The organism is Halpernia frigidisoli (assembly GCF_900113805.1).
In the GTDB taxonomy this organism is placed as follows: Bacteria; Bacteroidota; Bacteroidia; order Flavobacteriales; family Weeksellaceae; genus Halpernia; species Halpernia frigidisoli.
The window spans coordinates 840612-858353 of the sequence record NZ_FOQT01000001.1 but is presented as its reverse complement, the minus strand read 5'-3'; the positions used below and the strand labels follow the sequence as shown (position 1 = coordinate 858353).

General features: G+C 32.9%; 18 protein-coding genes. 6 read left to right on the top strand and 12 right to left on the bottom strand.

Going from position 1 to position 17742, the window contains the following annotated elements:
• The first annotated feature begins 75 nt into the window (after positions 1 to 75).
• Positions 76 to 414: a type II toxin-antitoxin system RelE/ParE family toxin gene (locus tag BM238_RS04015; protein ID WP_090078881.1), complete on the top strand. Its 339-nt coding sequence runs from the start codon at positions 76 to 78 to the stop codon at positions 412 to 414.
• Entirely contained in the window at positions 411 to 710 is a 300-nt protein-coding gene (locus BM238_RS04010) for a helix-turn-helix domain-containing protein (protein WP_090078880.1), read from the top strand. Before BM238_RS04015 ends, BM238_RS04010 begins: the two co-directional genes overlap by 4 nt.
• 49 nt (positions 711 to 759) lie before the next feature.
• Here BM238_RS04010 and BM238_RS04005 read toward each other — a convergent pair whose 3' ends face one another.
• The 8 genes from BM238_RS04005 to BM238_RS03970 form a co-directional block, all read right to left on the bottom strand.
• Positions 760 to 2277 (bottom strand): carbon-nitrogen hydrolase family protein, encoded by a 1518-nt coding sequence (locus tag BM238_RS04005; RefSeq protein ID WP_090078879.1) that lies wholly within the window; start codon positions 2275 to 2277, stop codon positions 760 to 762.
• 6 nt (positions 2278 to 2283) lie between these two features.
• Entirely contained in the window at positions 2284 to 3648 is a 1365-nt protein-coding gene (locus BM238_RS04000; protein WP_090078878.1) for an MATE family efflux transporter, read from the bottom strand.
• 72 nt (positions 3649 to 3720) lie between these two features.
• The gene (locus BM238_RS03995) at positions 3721 to 4908 is read right to left on the bottom strand and encodes a sigma-54-dependent transcriptional regulator (RefSeq protein ID WP_090078877.1); all 1188 of its coding nucleotides are present in this window, start codon (positions 4906 to 4908) and stop codon (positions 3721 to 3723) included.
• A gap of 71 nt (positions 4909 to 4979) precedes the next feature.
• Positions 4980 to 5639, bottom strand: coding sequence for a YggS family pyridoxal phosphate-dependent enzyme (locus tag BM238_RS03990; RefSeq protein ID WP_090078876.1), 660 nt, complete (start codon positions 5637 to 5639; stop codon positions 4980 to 4982).
• Positions 5640 to 5709: 70 nt separating this feature from the next.
• Positions 5710 to 6393: an SIR2 family NAD-dependent protein deacylase gene (locus BM238_RS03985; RefSeq protein ID WP_090078875.1), complete on the bottom strand. Its 684-nt coding sequence runs from the start codon at positions 6391 to 6393 to the stop codon at positions 5710 to 5712.
• A complete protein-coding gene (locus BM238_RS03980; RefSeq protein WP_090078874.1) occupies positions 6394 to 6747 on the bottom strand; it encodes a bleomycin resistance protein in 354 nt (117 codons plus the stop codon).
• An 8-nt stretch (positions 6748 to 6755) separates the two neighbouring features.
• The gene (locus tag BM238_RS03975) at positions 6756 to 9380 is read right to left on the bottom strand and encodes a copper-transporting P-type ATPase (RefSeq protein ID WP_090078873.1); all 2625 of its coding nucleotides are present in this window, start codon (positions 9378 to 9380) and stop codon (positions 6756 to 6758) included.
• The gene (locus BM238_RS03970) at positions 9370 to 9765 is read right to left on the bottom strand and encodes an acyl-CoA thioesterase (protein WP_090078872.1); all 396 of its coding nucleotides are present in this window, start codon (positions 9763 to 9765) and stop codon (positions 9370 to 9372) included. Before BM238_RS03970 ends, BM238_RS03975 begins: the two co-directional genes overlap by 11 nt.
• Positions 9766 to 9875: 110 nt before the next feature.
• On the opposite strand from BM238_RS03970, the gene BM238_RS03965 reads away from it, so the two are divergent.
• Positions 9876 to 10736 (top strand): aldo/keto reductase, encoded by an 861-nt coding sequence (locus tag BM238_RS03965; RefSeq protein ID WP_090078871.1) that lies wholly within the window; start codon positions 9876 to 9878, stop codon positions 10734 to 10736.
• A gap of 381 nt (positions 10737 to 11117) precedes the next feature.
• Positions 11118 to 11477 (top strand): RNA recognition motif domain-containing protein, encoded by a 360-nt coding sequence (locus tag BM238_RS03960; RefSeq protein WP_090078870.1) that lies wholly within the window; start codon positions 11118 to 11120, stop codon positions 11475 to 11477.
• Between the two features lie 108 nt (positions 11478 to 11585).
• On the opposite strand, the gene BM238_RS03955 is transcribed toward BM238_RS03960, so the two are convergent.
• From BM238_RS03955 to BM238_RS03945, 3 genes are all read right to left on the bottom strand, one after another.
• Entirely contained in the window at positions 11586 to 11948 is a 363-nt protein-coding gene (locus BM238_RS03955; RefSeq protein WP_090078869.1) for a cupin domain-containing protein, read from the bottom strand.
• 223 nt (positions 11949 to 12171) lie between these two features.
• On the bottom strand, positions 12172 to 12963 hold the full coding sequence (locus BM238_RS03950) for a hypothetical protein (RefSeq protein ID WP_090078868.1): 792 nt from the start codon (positions 12961 to 12963) through the stop codon (positions 12172 to 12174).
• A 45-nt stretch (positions 12964 to 13008) separates the two neighbouring features.
• Positions 13009 to 13527, bottom strand: coding sequence for a DUF1440 domain-containing protein (locus tag BM238_RS03945; RefSeq protein ID WP_143093349.1), 519 nt, complete (start codon positions 13525 to 13527; stop codon positions 13009 to 13011).
• A gap of 131 nt (positions 13528 to 13658) precedes the next feature.
• Here BM238_RS03945 and BM238_RS03940 point away from each other — a divergent pair, with 131 nt between their 5' ends.
• Positions 13659 to 14492, top strand: coding sequence for a sulfite exporter TauE/SafE family protein (locus tag BM238_RS03940; RefSeq protein WP_090078866.1), 834 nt, complete (start codon positions 13659 to 13661; stop codon positions 14490 to 14492).
• A gap of 8 nt (positions 14493 to 14500) precedes the next feature.
• Here BM238_RS03940 and BM238_RS03935 read toward each other — a convergent pair whose 3' ends face one another.
• Positions 14501 to 16105, bottom strand: coding sequence for a S8/S53 family peptidase (locus BM238_RS03935; protein ID WP_090078865.1), 1605 nt, complete (start codon positions 16103 to 16105; stop codon positions 14501 to 14503).
• 252 nt (positions 16106 to 16357) lie between these two features.
• Between BM238_RS03935 and BM238_RS03930 the strand changes: the two genes are divergently transcribed.
• The gene (locus BM238_RS03930) at positions 16358 to 17482 is read left to right on the top strand and encodes a DegT/DnrJ/EryC1/StrS family aminotransferase (protein ID WP_090078864.1); all 1125 of its coding nucleotides are present in this window, start codon (positions 16358 to 16360) and stop codon (positions 17480 to 17482) included.
• The last annotated feature ends 260 nt before the right edge of the window (positions 17483 to 17742 follow it).

The window sequence follows — 17742 nt, the reverse complement described above, 5'->3', positions numbered from 1 at the left end:
ATTTCGGGATTTTTTTTATTTAAATAATTTTTAAAATAACTTGCAAATTGTTATCTTATTAGATAACTTTGTGAGATGAAAAGAGAGTTGATCTTTTATGAAAATCATTTTATAGAATTTTATCAAGTTCTTGATGAAAAATTAAAAGGTAAAATTCAATATGTTTTTGAACTCATTAAACAAGTAGAAAAAGTTCCAGAGAAATTTCTTAAACATTTAGATGCAACTGATGGTTTGTATGAAATCAGAATAGAGTTTCAATCTAATATTTACCGAATATTTTGTTGTTTTGATGAAGGTAAATTAGTTGTTTTATTTAATGGTTTTCAAAAGAAAACTCAAAAAACACCTTCAAAAGAAATTGAAAAAGCAAAAAAATTAAAACAATGTTATTTTAAAAATAAAGCGAGATGAAAGATTATAAAAACATTAAAACTTTCGATCAACTTATTGAAGTTGAACATGGTAAAATCGGAACTGAAAGTAGAACAACTTATGAAAAAAACTCACAAATGTTTATTATAAGTGAAATGCTTAAAGATGCAAGAAAAGAGGCGAAAATAACACAAGAACAATTAGCGGAAAAAGCAGGAACAAAAAAAAGTTACATATCAAGAATTGAAAATGGTAGGGGGAATATTCAACTTTCAACCTTAATTAGAATTTTTGAAATTGGGCTAAACAAGAAAATAGGTTTAACATTTTTGTAAAAATTATTAAGCAAAAAAAATTCCCGAAACAAACGTTTCGGGATTTTTTTTATTTTTCAATATTCAAAGAAATCGTGTCATACAAATCTTTTCGGCGATCGGTAATTGTTCTTACAGCGCCGTTGTAATGCAGATCTTTCAGGTGATTTAAATCCACATCAACAATTAAAGTCATTTCTGTATTTGGTGTAGCTTCGCCTTTTACACCATTTGTTGGAAAAGAAAAATCGGAAGGCGTCAAAACAGCTGCCTGTCCAAATTGAATATCCATATTATTTACGCCAGGTAAATTACCGACACAACCTGCAATCGCCACGTAACACTCATTTTCAATCGCTCTTGCTGCTGCGCAATTTCGAACGCGCGTGTACGCATTTTGCGTGTCTGTGAGATAAGGAACAAATAAAATTTTCATGCCTTGATCCGCGAGAAGTCGTGGAAGTTCCGGGAATTCTACGTCGTAGCAAATAATTAAACCAATTTTTCCGCAATCTGTGTCGAAGGCTTTTATTTCACTTCCGCCTTTCATTCCATAATAACGTCGTTCGTTTGGCGTAATGTGAATTTTCTTGTATTCATCGATCTTTCCGTCACGGTGCATTAAATAAGACATATTATAAAGTTCGCCGTTTTCTTCAAAAGGCATACTTCCGGAAATAATATTGACATTATAGCTGATCGCAAAATCAGAAATTTTCATTTTAATTTCTTCCGTTAATTTTGCCAGTTCAAACATACTTTCCCGTTCAGAAAGATGATTGAAAGGCGCAAGAAGTGGCGTATTAAATAATTCCGGAAAAAGTACAAAATCAGCTTTGTAATCTCCCATGACATTAACAAAAAATTCCACCTGCTTATAAAAATCATCAATTGTCGCAAAATGTCGCATCTGCCATTGCACCAAACCAAGTCGGATGATGCTGTCCTGCATTGTATTTTGATTTTTTTTGCTATAATAAATGTTGTTCCACTGCATTAAGACGGCGTTTTCTCTGGACGCTTCATCTTCAGGCAAGTATTTTTTTAAAACCCGAATCGGTAAAAAATTATTAGACAATTGAAAACTTAAAACCGGATCATAAATTTCTTTATCCCGAACTTTTGAAATATACTGTCTTGGTGTAAGTTCATGGCTGTGTTCATGGTAGTTTGGTATCCTTCCGCCTAAAACTATCGATCTTAAATTTAATTGCTCGCATAATTCTTTTCTGGCATCATAAAGTCTTCTGCCCAAACGTAAAGTTCGGTATTCCGGGTCAACAAAAACTTCAATTCCATAAAGTACATTTCCAATATCAGTGTGTGTATTAAAACTGTAATCTGCCGTAATATCTGCGTAAGTATGGTCATCTCCGAATAATTCATACTGCACGATTATTGACAGACAAGCTGCAGCTAAAACCCCGTCCACAGTGATACACAATTGGCCATCAGAAAATATTGATGTTAATTTCGCAATATTTCTTTTGGTCCAAACGTCATCATTCATCTGCGGATAAGCCTTCTTCATCACTTCGATCAGCACATCATAATCGTCTAATCTTAGTTTTCTTATATTAATATCCATTTTATTCTAAATTTTATTTAAATTAATTTTTCTGTCCGCTAATTTTAAAAATCTCACGACCAAAAGTATGGCGGAAATACTTAGACCATTTCCTAAGGCGATCCAAACACCAAATGCACCCATTTTCATATTTACACAAAGAAAATAGGCTAAAGGAATTGTGATCAGCCAATAAGCAATAAATGTAATAATACTCGGTACCTTTACGTCCTGCAAACCCCGTAATCCGCCTAAAGCCGTCACCTGAATGCCATCTGATAATTGGAACAAAGCAGCCACAATTAAAAGTTTTGAAGCTAACAAAATAACTTCCACATCTTCTTTTTTGGTAAAAAATGTTGGTAAAATATGCCTTCCTAAAATAAAAAATGTACCACACAATGACATAAAAATGAATGCAATCTTTAAATTATTTATCCCGACTTCTTTCACGCCTTCAAAATTTCCTTCGCCAATTCGTCGTCCAACTTGAACGGTAGAAGCAACGCTAAAACCGATACATAAATTAAAAGTAAAAGATGCCATAGAAAGAGCAATCTGATGCGAGGCAATATCTTTAGCAGAAACTAATCCACAAATAAAAGCAGCTGCGGCAAAAGCAGAAATTTCAAAAAACATTTGAAGCGCGGTAGGAAATCCCAACCGGATCATAGTTTCAAAAATGTCTTTTGAAAAACTTTTTATTTTTAATGAAAAATCTAAAATATAACGTCTAGTCACTTCTTTTTTACGAAGTATAAAATAGAGTAGAACAACCATAAAAATCCTGGCGATAAAAGTTGCCCACGCTGAACCTTCCACACCCATTGGCTTTACGCCAAATAAACCTTTTATAAAAATGTAATTTAAAATAACATTTACCACATTCGCTGCAATCGTAGCTTTCGTAACGCCGATCGTGTAAGAAAGTCCCTCAGAAACTTCACGAAGTGTTTGGAAAAGCATAAACGGGATCATCGTTAAGATCATAATGCTTAAATAACTCAAAGTATTTGGGATAATTTTAGGCGGCTGATCTAAATGATAAATAAGTGGTAATGCTGCATATAAAATGGTCATTAACAAAACTGCAACTACCATATTAATTACAAAACCATGTCGGAAAATTTGATTAATTTTTTCGTGATTATCTGTTACATGAGCTTCAGAAACCAAAGGCGGAATGGCAAATGAAAATCCCAAGGCAAAAACAAAGATTGAGAAAAATACGCCATTTGCCAAAGCGACCGACGCCAAAGCATCTGCGCCCAAAAGATTACCGACAATTATATTATCAAATAAATTGACAGATACTTGCCCAACCTGAGTGAGCATTACTGGTAGCGCTAATATTAGTGAGGCTTTTGTGTATTTTTTATTAAGAAATGACATAAAAAAATTTGCCGCAAAAATACGGCAAATTAAATTGTTAAATCCTCAAAAAAAGAGGTAATAAATTTCGAACTATTTTTTCACAAAAGAATCTACATCTTTTGCTTCGACCGGATTTTCACCTAAAATCATCAAACGTTCAACTACATTTCGCAGTTCACGGATGTTTCCAGTCCAGTTAAGCTTTTGTAAAGAAGTAATTGCAGCTTCGCTAAAATCTTTTTTCGGCGTTCCCTGTTCTTCAGAAATAATTTTAGAAAAATGTTTAATTAATAAAGGAATATCATCTAATCTTTCATTTAAAGAGGGAACAGAAATCTCAATCACAGACAATCTGTGAAATAAATCTTCCCGAAATTTTCCTTCCTCAATTTCTTTTTTGAGATCTTTATTTGTTGCGGCCAAAACACGAACATCAATTTTTATTTCTTTATCGCTTCCAACGGGCGACACTTTTTTCTCTTGCAAAGCGCGCAACACTTTCGCCTGTGCGCTTAAACTCATATCACCAACCTCATCAAGAAAAATAGTACCACCAGTCGCGAGTTCAAATTTTCCTTGTTTGTCCTTAATCGCGCCAGTAAATGAACCTTTCATGTGACCGAAAAGTTCCGACTCAATTAATTCTGACGGAATTGCAGCGCAATTTACCTCAACCATCGGACCTCTGTTTCTGTCACTTTGCGCATGAATTGCGTGTGCTACCAATTCTTTTCCTGCGCCATTTGGGCCCGTAATTAATACACGTGCGTCTGAAAGAGACACTTTATCAATAATATCCTGAATTTCCTTTAAAGCTGGAGAATCCCCAACCATCTGGTATTTTTTATTTACTTTTTTCTTAAGATTAGAATTTTCAGATTGCAGATTTCTGTTTTCTTTTTTTAAAACTTCTCTATGAAGAGCGTTTTTTACACTGGTGATCAAACGATTAATATCGATTGGCTTTTCAATAAAATCATAAGCACCCTCGCGGATACAACCAACTGCCGTGTCTATATCGCCAAAAGCCGAGATCATAATGAAAGTGCTCTCAGGTTTAAGTTTTAAAGTTTGCGTAAGAAGTTCATTTCCGGTCATTTTTGGCATTTTCATGTCAGAAATAATTAATTCAAAATCTTCTTTTTCTAATAATTTGTAAGCTTCCAAACCGTCTCCAGCGACGATAAAGTCGTACTCTGTCATTTCATCTGACAATATACTTTGGATCGCACCAGAAATGGCTGCTTCGTCTTCAACTATTAAAATTTTCTGCTTCATCTTTTATTTTTAAATTAAATTATTTTGAATTGCTATTTCCCATAACAAAAATCATTCCCTTGAAAATTTGATTATTCTCTGTCACCAAAAATGGCAGAACCAATTCTCACAGAATTTGAACTACATTCAACTGCCAGTTTAAAATCATCACTCATTCCCATTGAAAGAGTTTCTAATTTTTGAAGTTGATTAAGTTTATTAAAAAGTGTCTTTAATTTTAAAAATTCGCTTCTAACTTGAACTTTATCTTCAGTGAAAGTTGCCATTCCCATCAAACCGGTAATTTTAATATTTGGAAAATCACCATTTAAATACTCATTATAAATTTGTTCAGTTTCGGGAATAGTTAAACCAAATTTAGAATCTTCTTCCGCAATTTTTACCTGAAGTAAAACATTAATTGCTCGGGAATTTTTTAAAGCTTCTTTATCAATTTCCTTTAAAACTTTCTCAGAATCTACACTTTGAATGCTATTTACAAAAGGCGCAATATATTTTACTTTATTAGTTTGTAAATGTCCAATCAAATGCCATTCGATATCTTTTGGAAGAATTTCATATTTTTCAACAAGTTCCTGCACTTTGTTTTCACCAAAGACTTTTTGACCTAAATCATAGATCAACTTAATTTTTTCCGCAGAATGAAATTTTGATACTGCAACCAATTGAACTCCTTCCGGAATTTGATTTTTAATTTGTAAATACTGATTTTCTAAATAGTTTTCTGACATTTTTTATTTATAAAGATTTGGATTTGTAAAGGTATCGGAAAGTATCAACTCTTTATTAATTATCTGATGATTATAAAATTTTCAGTTTTTTCTGAATTATTTTCATGCCTTCACTTGCGGACATTTTGTAAAAATGAGTGTGACGAACGGATTTTTCTTCCAGATTTGGATCGATCACAAAAATCTCACAGTTTTCCGGTGCAAAATCTACCAAACCTGCGGCGGGATAAACCTGTAAACTCGTTCCAACAATAATTAAAAAATCTGCCGTTGAAACTTTTTCTGCGGCGTTTTCCAGTTCCGGAACCATTTCCCCAAACCAAACTATATGTGGACGAATTTGAATACCATTTTCATCCAAATCACCAATTTTCATATCGTCTTTCCAATCAATAATTTTATCATCACTTAAAACACTTCTGGCTTTTAAAAGTTCGCCGTGAAGATGTAAAACTTTTGTTGAACCTGCGCGTTCGTGAAGATCATCAACATTCTGGGTAATAATTTCTACGTTAAAATCTTTCTCTAAATCTGCTAAAATTTTGTGTGCTTCATTCGGAAAAACTTCACTTAATTGCTTACGTCTTGCATTATAAAAATCTAAAACTAATTTCGGATCGCGCGCAAAACCTTCCGGACTTGCGACATCTTCAACGCGGTGATTTTCCCACAAACCATTAAAATCCCGAAAAGTCTTAATGCCACTTTCAGCGGAAATTCCTGCGCCGGAAAGTACAACTAAATTTTTTTTCATTTATTTAATACTTTGTCCAAAAGTTAAAAGATTTTTATCCGGGTCTAAAATTGAAAATTCTTTTTGATTCCAGGGTTTTTCTTCCAGTTTTCCGTTAGGATGAATTTTAATTCCATTATCAATAAAATTTTGGTAAATTTTCTCAATTTCATTGGTTCTAATGTAAATCATTCCATAATTTTTTTTCGGATCTAAATCTTTAAAAAGAAAAAAGTGAATTTCGACATCGTCTTTTGAAACCATAAAATAATCGCCCCAATCACCAAGTTCTGTAAATCCTAAATTATTTAGATAGAAATTTTTAGTTAAATTTTTATCCCGCATGGGAAGTTTTGGGATGATTTTTTGAAGCATAATTCTAATTATTTAATATTCAGATCAATTGTATTCAATCTCAATGAATTTAAAATCACAGAAACCGAACTGAAACTCATCGCCGCCGCCGCAATCATTGGCGATAATAAAATTCCGAAAAAAGGGTAGAGCAAACCTGCAGCAATCGGGATTCCCAAAACATTATATGCAAAAGCAAAAAACAGATTTTCCTTAACATTTCTTAATAATTTTTCACTTAAAATTTTCGCTTTTACAACGCCCGAAATATCACCTTTTAATAAAGTAATTTGCGCACTTTCAATGGCGACATCAGTTCCGGTTCCCATCGCGATTCCAACGTTGGCTTGTGCTAACGCCGGTGAATCATTAATTCCGTCGCCCGTCATTGCGACGATTTTCCCCTGATTTTGAAGTTTTTTCACTTCATTTAATTTATCTTCCGGAAGTGCTTTTGCAATATATTTTTTTATTCCTAATTCATCTGCGACCGCTTTTGCAGTATGTTCATTATCGCCAGTTATCATAATAACTTCTACATTATTTTTCAATAAATAATCTATTGCAATTTTAGAACTTTCTTTAATTTTATCCGTAAAACTCACAAATCCAATTACTTTTCCATCTTCTGCAACATAAGAAACTGTGTGTGCTTTTTCCTGAATTCTGATTGCTTTTTCTTTTAAATCTGCTGGAATTTCTATTTTATTACTTTCCATCAAACTTTCGTTTCCAAGCAAAATTTCTTTGTCATTTAAATTTCCTTTTAAGCCTTTTCCGGAAATATTCTCAAAGTTATTTATCTTTTTAATTTCTAAATTTTCTGCTTTGGCTTTATTTAAAACCGCCGTTGATAGAGGATGTTCAGAGTTTTGATTTAAGGCTGCTGCAATTTCTAAAACTAAATCTTTATGGATATTTTCAACCGCTTCAATATTTTCTAAAGTTGGTTTTCCTTCCGTTAAAGTGCCAGTTTTGTCTGTAATTAAAACATTTATTTTATGCAATTCTTCCAAGGCTTCGGCATTTTTAATTAAAATCCCGTTTTTTGCGCCTTTTCCAATTCCGACCATTAATGACATTGGCGTTGCCAAACCCAAAGCGCAAGGACAAGCAACAATTAAAACCGCAACTGCGTTTACGAAAGCAAAGATTGTTTTGTTATTTTCCGGCCCGAAAATTTGCCAGATAATGAAAGTCAAGATCGCAATTCCAATTACAGTTGGAACAAATATTTTTGCCACTTTATCAGTCAGTTTTTGAATTGGCGCTCGACTTCGGCTCGCTTCGTTTACCATTTTTACAATATGTGAAAGCAGCGTTTCATCGCCTACTTTTTCGGCTTGCATTACAAAACTTTGGTTGCCGTTTATTGTTCCGGAAGTTACTTTTTCATGTTCTTTTTTCTCGACTGCAAGCGGTTCGCCCGTGATCATACTTTCATCGATCGTAGAATTTCCTTCCGTAATTTTACCGTCAACAGGAATTTTTTCACCAGGTTTTACTCTCAAGAAGTCACCTTTTTTAATTTGATCTAGCGGAACTGTAGTTTCAGAATTATCTTTAATTAAATGTGCCGTTGAAGGCGATAAATTCATTAATTCCCGGATTGCGTTTCCAGTTTTTTGATGTGCTTTTGCTTCCATCAATTGACCTAAAATCACCAAAGTTAAGATCACAGAAACCGCTTCAAAATAAACCGGAATTTCACCATTATGCCCGCTAATTTCCATTGGCAAAATTGACGGAAAAAATAAAGCAACTAAACTAAAGATAAAAGCCGCGCCACTTCCCAAGGCAATTAAACTGAACATATTTAAATTCCAGGTTTTAAAGGAATTGATGCCGCGTTTTATTAAAAACCAACCGGCATAAAATAGAACCGGCAAAGTTAAGATCATTTCTAAATAGGCCGAAGTTTTCGGAGAAAAAGGCAGATTAACAATCATTTTTCCCATTGAAAGTAAAAATACAGGAGTGGTAAAAATTAGAGAAATTATCAATTTTTTCTTTAAAAGTTTATAAGTTTCATCTTCTTCATCATCATTGTTTCTTTTGGGTATTGGCACCAGATCCATTCCGCAGATCGGGCAACTTCCGGGTTCATTTTCCACAATTTCGGGATGCATCGGACAAGTAAATTGTGTTGATTTTTTCTCTGGATATTTCAATAAATCCATTCCACAAACGGGGCAACCAACGTTAGAATCATAAACTTTATCGCCTTCGCAATACATCGGGCAATAATATTTGCCAGGTTTTTGGTTATCAGTTGTTGGTTTTTGGTTGTCAGTTTTTGAATTGGAATTACCATCAACCGACAACTGAGAACTATTAACTAAATCTTCAGTAATTTCTTCCAAATGCATGTGACAAACCGGACAACCCGAATCTGAAGAATAAGTTTTATCACCCTCGCAAAACATCGGACAAAAGTATTCGCCGATCTTTTCTTTAAACTTTTCCGGTAAATTGGTTTTTGAGAAAGTTTGTGGCTTATTTTTTTGGTCTTCACGTTCTTCAACCGGAACCAAAAACATGTTACATTTCGGACATCTTCCCGGGGCGAAATAAACTTTTTCACCTTCGCATTCCATCGGGCAATAGTAAACAGAAGAAGGCGATATTTTTTGCTGGTGTATTTTATTGTCCATTTTCTAAGTGGTCTTTCGTGTATTCCATTTGCGTTTTTCCGTTTGCAACTGGATTTCCATTTTCGTCTAAAGCAACCATCACAATTTTTTCTACGGTAATAATTGTTTGATGCGTCATTTTGTTTCGCACCTGACATTTTAAATTTAATGAAGAATTCCCGAAAGATAAAATTTCAATACCGATTTCAATAATATCGCCTTGTTTTGCAGAACTTATAAAATTAATTTCAGATATATATTTAGTAACGACTTTGTTATTTTCCAACTGAATAATAGAGTAGAGTGCGGCTTCTTCGTCGATCCATTGCAATAATCTACCGCCAAAAAGCGAATGATTCGGATTAAGATCTTCCGGTTTTACCCATTTTCTGGTATGATAGTTCATGTAGTTAAATTTTGTTTTACAAAGTTAGTGATTAGAAAATGGGGCGATTTAGCAAAATCATTTAAAAATTCTATTTTCTTATAAATTTTTTACCTTTGAAATAAAAATACATGTTTTCAAAATTAATAGTAGGAACGATGCGATGGGGAATTTGGGGTGCCAATTTTAGCATTCCTGAAACTCAAAATTTTATAGATGCGTCATTAGAAGATGGTTTAACTACTTTCGATTGTGCGGATATTTATGGAAATTATACGACAGAAGAATTATTCGGAAAAGCATTCAGCGAAATGTCTGTTGAAAGAGACTCTGTTCAAATTATTTCTAAATGTGGTATTGAAATGCCTTGTGACAACAGAAATTATAAAGTTAAAGCCTATAATTATTCTAAGCACCATATTTTAAATTCCGTTGACAACAGTTTGAAAAATCTACATACTGATTATTTGGATGTCCTATTGTTGCACCGTCCATCGCCATTGATGAATCCAGAAGAAATTATTGAATGTTTTGAGATCTTAAAATCTCAAGGCAAGGTGAACGAATTTGGAGTGAGCAATTTTTCGGTTTCGCAGTTTGATTTAATTGATCAACATTTCCCGCTAATTACGAATCAAATTGAAGTTTCAATCAATGAAACGAAGGCCTTTAATGACGGTACTTTGGAGCAGTTGATGATGAAAAAGTTAAGTCCGATGGCGTGGTCGCCGATGGGAAATTATTTCAGTGAGAAAACGGAACAGAATTTAAGAATTAAAAAAGTGGTTGAAAAACTTTGCGAGAAATATGGCTGTGAAGAAGATCAAATATTATTGGCTTTTATTTTAAAACATCCTTCTAAAATTTTACCAGTTATTGGAACTTCGAGTATAAAACATTTGAAAAACGCAGCTGCGTCTTTAAAAATAAATCTGGAGCATGATGATTGGTTTTTGCTTTTGGAGGCTTCAAGAGGAAAGGAGGTTGATTAATTTTTAACATATTATGTTATTAAGTTCGTTATTTATCATTTAATTTTCTTCATCATAAAATTTTCTTTCTCTGACACTAAAGTTTATTTTGCTAGGTCGAAAAAAAGAAATAAACTTCGAATTAGCCGCGATTGAAATGGAAATCCCTTTATTTTTTATTTAAAAAATAAAAGATTGGAATGGAAAGCGGGAGGACTTTTTGAAGAAAAGAGAGTTTGTTGCTCATTATTATGAATTTTGCAATTTTAATGATAAAAATGTTGTTTGTATAATTTTTAATTGTATCTTGCACCTGTTTATATTTGAAATCAATATTTGTTCAGTATTTGTTGCTTTTCCTTATATATACAGCAATTTTTTTTAATTTATAATTTTTTTACAATGAACATTTTTGTTTCAAACATCAACTATGCAACCAAAGAAGAAGCGTTGCACGATTTATTTTCTGAGTACGGAGAAGTATCTTCTGCTAAAATCATCACTGACAGAGAGACTGGGAGATCCAGAGGATTTGGTTTCGTAGAAATGGGTGACGATGAAGGAAGACAGGCTATCGAAGGTCTTAACGAAAGAGAACTTGACGGAAAACCGTTAAACGTTTCTGAGGCAAAACCAAGAGAAGACAAACCAAGAAGATCTTTTGATAACAACCGTGGCGGAGGCAGCGGAGGTTACGGAGGTGGAAGCGGCGGCGGTGGAAACCGTAGCGGTGGAAACGGAGGCGGCGGAGGTCGTTGGTAAGATAAATAAGAGCGGCTTTTAAGCCGCTTTTTTTTATGTTTAATTAATTAAAAAAAAGTCCAAGAAATAAATTTCCTGGACTTTACTTTTTTGAAGATGTTATTAAATCTAAACTTCGTCCTCCCGATTCACCAAATCCATAGAAAAAGCAGGCAAGCAAATCGCCATATATTCACAAGGATTTTCAAAAGGATTGCTGTATTTTACCCGCGCGCCTTTTTCAATTTTTATACTTTGTCCTTTTTCTAAAATGATGATTTCGCCCTGAATTTCAAATTGCTTTTTACCTGAAATAATATAAGTGAATTCGTCAAAATTTGGCGTCTGAAAAGGTTCGCTCCAGTTTGGTGGCGCGATCATATGTGCGATTGAAATTTCTGAATCTTTGGTAGAATTTCCCCAAATTTCTTCTATTAATTTTCCGTCAGTTGTCGGAACGATAAAAGGTGATTTTTGTATTTTGTATTTCATTTTGATTATATTTCGTAAGAATTTTATAATGTTTGCTCTCGCAGATTTAACAGATCACGCAGATTTTTTACAAATTTATATCTAAAAGTTTACATCAGAATTTAAAAGTTTACATCAGAAATTTCTTTCCGCGCCCTAAAGGGTGAAAAATTTCTCACTAAATTTCTTCAAAAATACTCCCTTTAGGGTTGGGGAAATATTTTTGAAGAAATTTAAAAATTTCTTATGATTTTGAAAACATTTTCATAAAAGGATTTGTTTTTCTATTTTGAAAACCTTGAATCATTATTATGACAAAAAGTAACGCTGAAGCAGCAAAAGCTACATACGAAATCGTTTTGTGGTTTTCTAGATTTGGGATTGCAATCGCAATTAACGCCCAAATTCCTACAGTTGCAAACTCTCGCAGATTTCTTTTGTAAACAACTATTACGTTTATTATTGTTGCAATTACGATCATTATTATCGTCCAGATTTCCGGTGAAATACCAAAACCGTCCCAATTTATTTTAACCAAAAATGCCGAAACATTTGCGATACTTGCGACAGTTACCCAACCTGCGTAAAAAACGAAAGGCCACCAGAGAAACAAAATTACTTTTGCAGGCGCATCCCAGATTTCCATGCGGTTGTTCATAATGATTTTTAGCAGAGAAAAAAGTAATAAGAATATAAAAATACAGGAAATTCCCGTATACCCAAATATCCAAAGAAAAACCCAGCCGGAATTTGCAATGCAGGAAATAATAAACCAAGGTCCAATTTTTTCTATAAAATCATCTTCCGCATTTTTATTAAATAAACTTCTTCCCTGATAAATTATAAAGCCAAAAAGCATTAAATAAATCAATCCCCAAATGGAAAAAGCATAACCTGCCGGAGTAAATAGGCTTCGGATGTTATTAGAAACATCGCCGATTGATTTGCCATTTAGAATTCCTGTGTTTGATAAATAATTGATTAGTACTGTCGAAACTAAAGCAACGCCATTTACTATTTGATAAAATTTTTTCATTTTTTAAAGTTTTAAACTAAGTTTAAAGATAGGAATGTTCCCAGTTTAAATGATCTTTTTAAATATTTTTGTGCTTTGTTCTACAAAAAATCCGAACAAGAGATGAGAGCCAAATTCCCAAACCCACCATGACTTCGGCATTTTTCTTAAATTATCCTGTAATCCCAAAGCAGGAATAATACTTCCGTGGGTTGCCGCAAAAATTACCGCACCTGCTGGAATTCCACCTAAAATTGCGACTTTTTTATCTTTATTTCTTGCAAAAATATATGAAATGCCAATTGCGATTCCTAAAGTGTAATGGATAAAAGGCAAAAATTTAATCGCTTCCTTGTCAGACAAAGGTTTTGATTTAAAAAATTGATAGTTTTTTTTTGCCAAGACTGCGGGTGGCATATTTTCGGGATGATTTATTAAATCTGCACCTTTTAAATTTAATTCTTCTTCTGTCGCAGGAAAATATTTTAAACCTAATTTTTCTAATGGTGGTTCTGATAAAGATTTTAACCAGGATGCAAATAGTCCGGTAGCAATTCCTACTAATATTATTTTTTGAGTTTTCATATTTAAAAATTTTAAAAACAGCACCAATTTTAATGCCTTTCATATTTAAATAATTAACATCATATTCTTTAGGCAATCTTATGGAGTAATATTAACTTAGCATTTTATGACATCAATTAAATAAATTAAAAATGCCTGTAGAGTTCACCATCATTTTATTAATAGTAGTCAGTTTTTTTATCGGTCTTTATGGTTCTTTAGTTGGTTTTGGTGGTGGAATATTTATGGTTCCTATTCTCATTACTTTTTTTGGTTTTCCTTTAAATTTAGCCGTAGGAACCTGCATGATTTCCCTTGTCGGTTCCTCTTTGATCTCTACTTATTATAATAGAAAAGACAGTTTTGTTGATTTTAAAATGGGAACTATTTTGGAAATTCCGACGATAATTGGCGTTGTTATTGGCAGTTTGCTGTTAACTTATGTAGACTCTAGAAAGTTAGAATACGTATTTGCGGGAATGATAATTATACTTGGTTTATCTTTTTTTATAAAGTTGGGTCAAAAGGATAAAAACAAAGAAGGATTCTTTGCCAGATTAAACAAAATGAATCCAAAAATGATCATTAAAAATCATAAAAATTATGTGGCGTACCGCGTAAGCATTGTTATGTTAATATTTTTTGGAAGCTTTTCAGGTATTTTAGCCGGACTTTTTGGTGTAGGCGGTGGTTTTATGAAAACGCCAATTATGATTAAAGTTTTTAAAATTCCGGCAAAAATCGCAACTGCAACCGCACTTTTTATGATCGTTATTACAAGTATTACAGGAAGCGTAAGTCACTATCTTCAAGGTCATATTGATTTCCTAAAATCCTGGCCCGTAATAATTGGTTTTGCTTTAGGTGCTTTTGCCAGTAAAAAGCTAAATACCCATTTGCAAGATAAAACTCTGGAAAAAATGATTGGCGTGGGTTTATTGGTCGCAGCGATCGTGATGGTTTTTAATTTCATTTACAATCGCTAAACATTTTTTTATTTCTTTATAAACTTTTCAATATAATTTTCTTTTTCAGTATTTATTTTAAGATAATAAACGCCAGAATTTAAATTACTAACATTAATGTCTGCTGCGATTTCAAGATTTTTAATTTTTCGTCCTAAACTGTCATAAAGTTCAATATTAATGATCTTTTCTTTAGTTTGAAAATGTAAAATATCCGTTACAGGATTAGGAAATATTTTTAAATTTTTAGAATTTTGAACTTCTACAGAGGATAATAATTTGGTTAAAACACTACCAAAATTTAAAATGCCATAGCCTTTCTGAGGATCAGAATTGGGATATAAGGAAGCACTTTGTCTTAAAAGATCACTTAGCAATGCAGGATTTTTACCAGGCGTCGACTGGATTAAACATGCAACGCCGCCAGCTGCTAAGGGTGTCGCAAAAGAAGTTCCATTAGCAGAAGTAACAGAATTATTAAATCCCATGTATGTGTTTACACCTCTCGCACTTGCATCAGGTTTTATATTCCCAATTGCATTGGGTCCAAAAGAAGAAAAACTTGAAGAATTACCGTTTAAGTCTACTGAACCAATTGAGAAAACCTTATTATTATCCGCAGGTGTTAAAAGATAATGCCAAGGTTCTGTTGCTGAATTTCCATTGGCAACAAGCACGAATATTCCTTTTTTTGTAGCAATTTCTGCACCTCTGGCAATAAATGAGGTTTTGCCATCCAGATCTGCATAAACCAGATTATAGCGGGAATCATCAAAAATATTATAGCCTAGAGAAGTTGAAATAATATCGACACCTTTTCTATCTGCTTCTTCCGCAGCTTCAATCCAATAAAGTTGTTCCTGTGGAATTTCTACGGCAGCATTTTCTGAGGCATAAAGATAAAAATCTGCATCTGGCGCCGTTCCTACAAAACTGTTGTCCACAAATGCAGCAATAACACCTAAGCAATATGAGCCGTGAGAATTAAGATTGGTATTATAAATATCTGCATTTTTTTGCACGAAATTATAACCACCTTTTATTTGACCGTTATTTCTAATTCTGGAATAAACTGAACCTGTGTTTACAGTTGGAAATCCGGTGTCAATAACGGCGATGGTAGTTCCTGCGCCTGTAAATCCAGCCACATGAACGGGACGAAGATTGACCTGATCAATTTGCGCAGCGGCGTTTCCGTAATTAAAATTTGTGAGGGTATTTTTATTAAATTCCTCAAATTTATTAGGTATTGAAGCATTAGTTTTGTTGACCGTAGAATTGTGAACGACAAAACTTTCTACAGATCGAACATAAGATTTTGTTCGTAAATCTGCCACCTGCGCAGCATTTGCCTCAACGGCAACGCCATTTAACCATTTTGAATAATCTGTAACAGTGAAACCCAGGTTTTTTATATTTTGAATATAAACCGCTTCAATTGGTGCATCTTCATCAGTTAAAGCAATTCCAAATTTTGTCCGTCTGTCTAAAGATTTTTGCGTCAATTCTGAAGTTTGATTTGAATAAAAAGCCGCGCTGTTTGGTTTGTCTTTGAAATAAACAAAAACCAATTCAGTTTGCGCATTATCTAAAATTATGAAGATAAAAGAGAGAAGAAATAGAATTTTTTTCATTTTAAAAAGTTTACAATAAAGATATATAAATAATTAGTTTTAAAGTTTATGTTCAACTATTTTTAAAATTTGCCATAAAATTCATTTTTAATACCATTAAAATTTTGATAAATATCAATAATTTAGGAGTTGTAAAATTGAATACTAACAACTAAAAATACGTATTTTTGTAGAAATTAGTTTTATAAAAAGCCTTTCAAGTATTAGCAAATTTTAGAACAGGCGATTTTATTTAACCAAAAAAAAATTTCTATGAAACCAATCCAAATGGTTGACTTACAAAGTCAGTATTACAGAATAAAAAGCGATCTTGACAACGCATTACTTAATGTGATTGATTCTGCGGCATTCATTAACGGTCCGGAAGTAAAAGCTTTTCAGGCAGAACTTGAACAATATTTAGATATTAAACATGTAATTCCTTGTGCAAACGGAACAGATGCTTTGCAGATTGCTTTGATGGCTTTAAATTTAAAAGAAGGCGATGAAGTAATTACTGCAGATTTTACTTTTGCCGCAACTGTTGAAGTAATCCATCTTTTAAAACTAAAATCTGTTTTGGTTGATGTTGACTACGACACTTTTACAATGGATACGGAAAAGTTAAGAGCTGCAATTACTCCAAAAACTAAGGCAATAATTCCGGTTCATATTTTTGGACAATCTTCTAATATGGAAGAAATTTTAAAAATTGTAAAAGAGCATAATTTATATGTTATTGAAGATAATGCGCAGGCAATTGGATCTGAATTTAAATTTGCAGACGGAACGGTAAAAAAATCCGGTTCGATGGGAATTATTGGTACGACCTCCTTTTTTCCCTCAAAAAATCTTGGTTGTTACGGAGATGGTGGTGCGCTTTTCACCAATGATGATGAACTGGCACATAAAATCCGAGGTATTGTAAACCACGGAATGTATGAAAGGTATTACCATGATGAGATTGGCGTAAATTCCCGTTTAGACAGTTTACAGGCAACAGTTTTAAGAAAAAAATTACCGTTTTTAGATTCTTATAATGAAGCGCGAAGAAAAGCAGCGGATTATTATGATGAAGCTTTTGCAAACCACCCAAATATTTTAACACCAAAAAGAGCAGATTATTCTTCCCACGTTTTTCACCAATATACTTTGAGAATTACTAATGGACAAAGAAATGACTTGCAAAAATTTTTAGGTACAAAAGAAATTCCGGCAATGATTTATTATCCTGTTGCGCTCAGAAAACAAAAAGCTTATTTTCAGGATTCTGATCCAAAAGATTTTGTGAATACTGACAGACTTTTAGATGAAGTAATTTCTTTACCAATGCACACAGAATTAGAAGAAGAACAATTGAAATATATTACCGATTCTGTTTTGGAGTTTTTTAAATAAATGAAATATTTTCTAAGAATTTTTATTGCAATCATTATATATTTTCTTTCTTTAAAAATAGGAAGTATAGTTTTTATTGATTTGAAAAAATTTGGATTACATTCTCTTGAAACAATAAAGTATAGTTATGAGATTGATTATAAACTTGTTTTAATAGTTTTTTCTCTAATATTTTTAGTTTCATTAATTCTAAGTTTAATAAAATTTAAAAACTTAATTTATATTGACAAATTTTCACTTATTTTTTTGATATTAAATAT

Coding starts and splice junctions, on each gene's coding strand:
- BM238_RS04015 (WP_090078881.1), top strand. CDS start 76: ATGAAAAGAGAGTTGATCTTTTATGAAAATCATTTTATAGAATTTTAT.
- BM238_RS04010 (WP_090078880.1), top strand. CDS start 411: ATGAAAGATTATAAAAACATTAAAACTTTCGATCAACTTATTGAAGTT.
- BM238_RS04005 (WP_090078879.1), bottom strand. CDS start 2,277: ATGGATATTAATATAAGAAAACTAAGATTAGACGATTATGATGTGCTG.
- BM238_RS04000 (WP_090078878.1), bottom strand. CDS start 3,648: ATGTCATTTCTTAATAAAAAATACACAAAAGCCTCACTAATATTAGCG.
- BM238_RS03995 (WP_090078877.1), bottom strand. CDS start 4,908: ATGAAGCAGAAAATTTTAATAGTTGAAGACGAAGCAGCCATTTCTGGT.
- BM238_RS03990 (WP_090078876.1), bottom strand. CDS start 5,639: ATGTCAGAAAACTATTTAGAAAATCAGTATTTACAAATTAAAAATCAA.
- BM238_RS03985 (WP_090078875.1), bottom strand. CDS start 6,393: ATGAAAAAAAATTTAGTTGTACTTTCCGGCGCAGGAATTTCCGCTGAA.
- BM238_RS03980 (WP_090078874.1), bottom strand. CDS start 6,747: ATGCTTCAAAAAATCATCCCAAAACTTCCCATGCGGGATAAAAATTTA.
- BM238_RS03975 (WP_090078873.1), bottom strand. CDS start 9,380: ATGGACAATAAAATACACCAGCAAAAAATATCGCCTTCTTCTGTTTAC.
- BM238_RS03970 (WP_090078872.1), bottom strand. CDS start 9,765: ATGAACTATCATACCAGAAAATGGGTAAAACCGGAAGATCTTAATCCG.
- BM238_RS03965 (WP_090078871.1), top strand. CDS start 9,876: ATGTTTTCAAAATTAATAGTAGGAACGATGCGATGGGGAATTTGGGGT.
- BM238_RS03960 (WP_090078870.1), top strand. CDS start 11,118: ATGAACATTTTTGTTTCAAACATCAACTATGCAACCAAAGAAGAAGCG.
- BM238_RS03955 (WP_090078869.1), bottom strand. CDS start 11,948: ATGAAATACAAAATACAAAAATCACCTTTTATCGTTCCGACAACTGAC.
- BM238_RS03950 (WP_090078868.1), bottom strand. CDS start 12,963: ATGAAAAAATTTTATCAAATAGTAAATGGCGTTGCTTTAGTTTCGACA.
- BM238_RS03945 (WP_143093349.1), bottom strand. CDS start 13,527: ATGAAAACTCAAAAAATAATATTAGTAGGAATTGCTACCGGACTATTT.
- BM238_RS03940 (WP_090078866.1), top strand. CDS start 13,659: ATGCCTGTAGAGTTCACCATCATTTTATTAATAGTAGTCAGTTTTTTT.
- BM238_RS03935 (WP_090078865.1), bottom strand. CDS start 16,105: ATGAAAAAAATTCTATTTCTTCTCTCTTTTATCTTCATAATTTTAGAT.
- BM238_RS03930 (WP_090078864.1), top strand. CDS start 16,358: ATGAAACCAATCCAAATGGTTGACTTACAAAGTCAGTATTACAGAATA.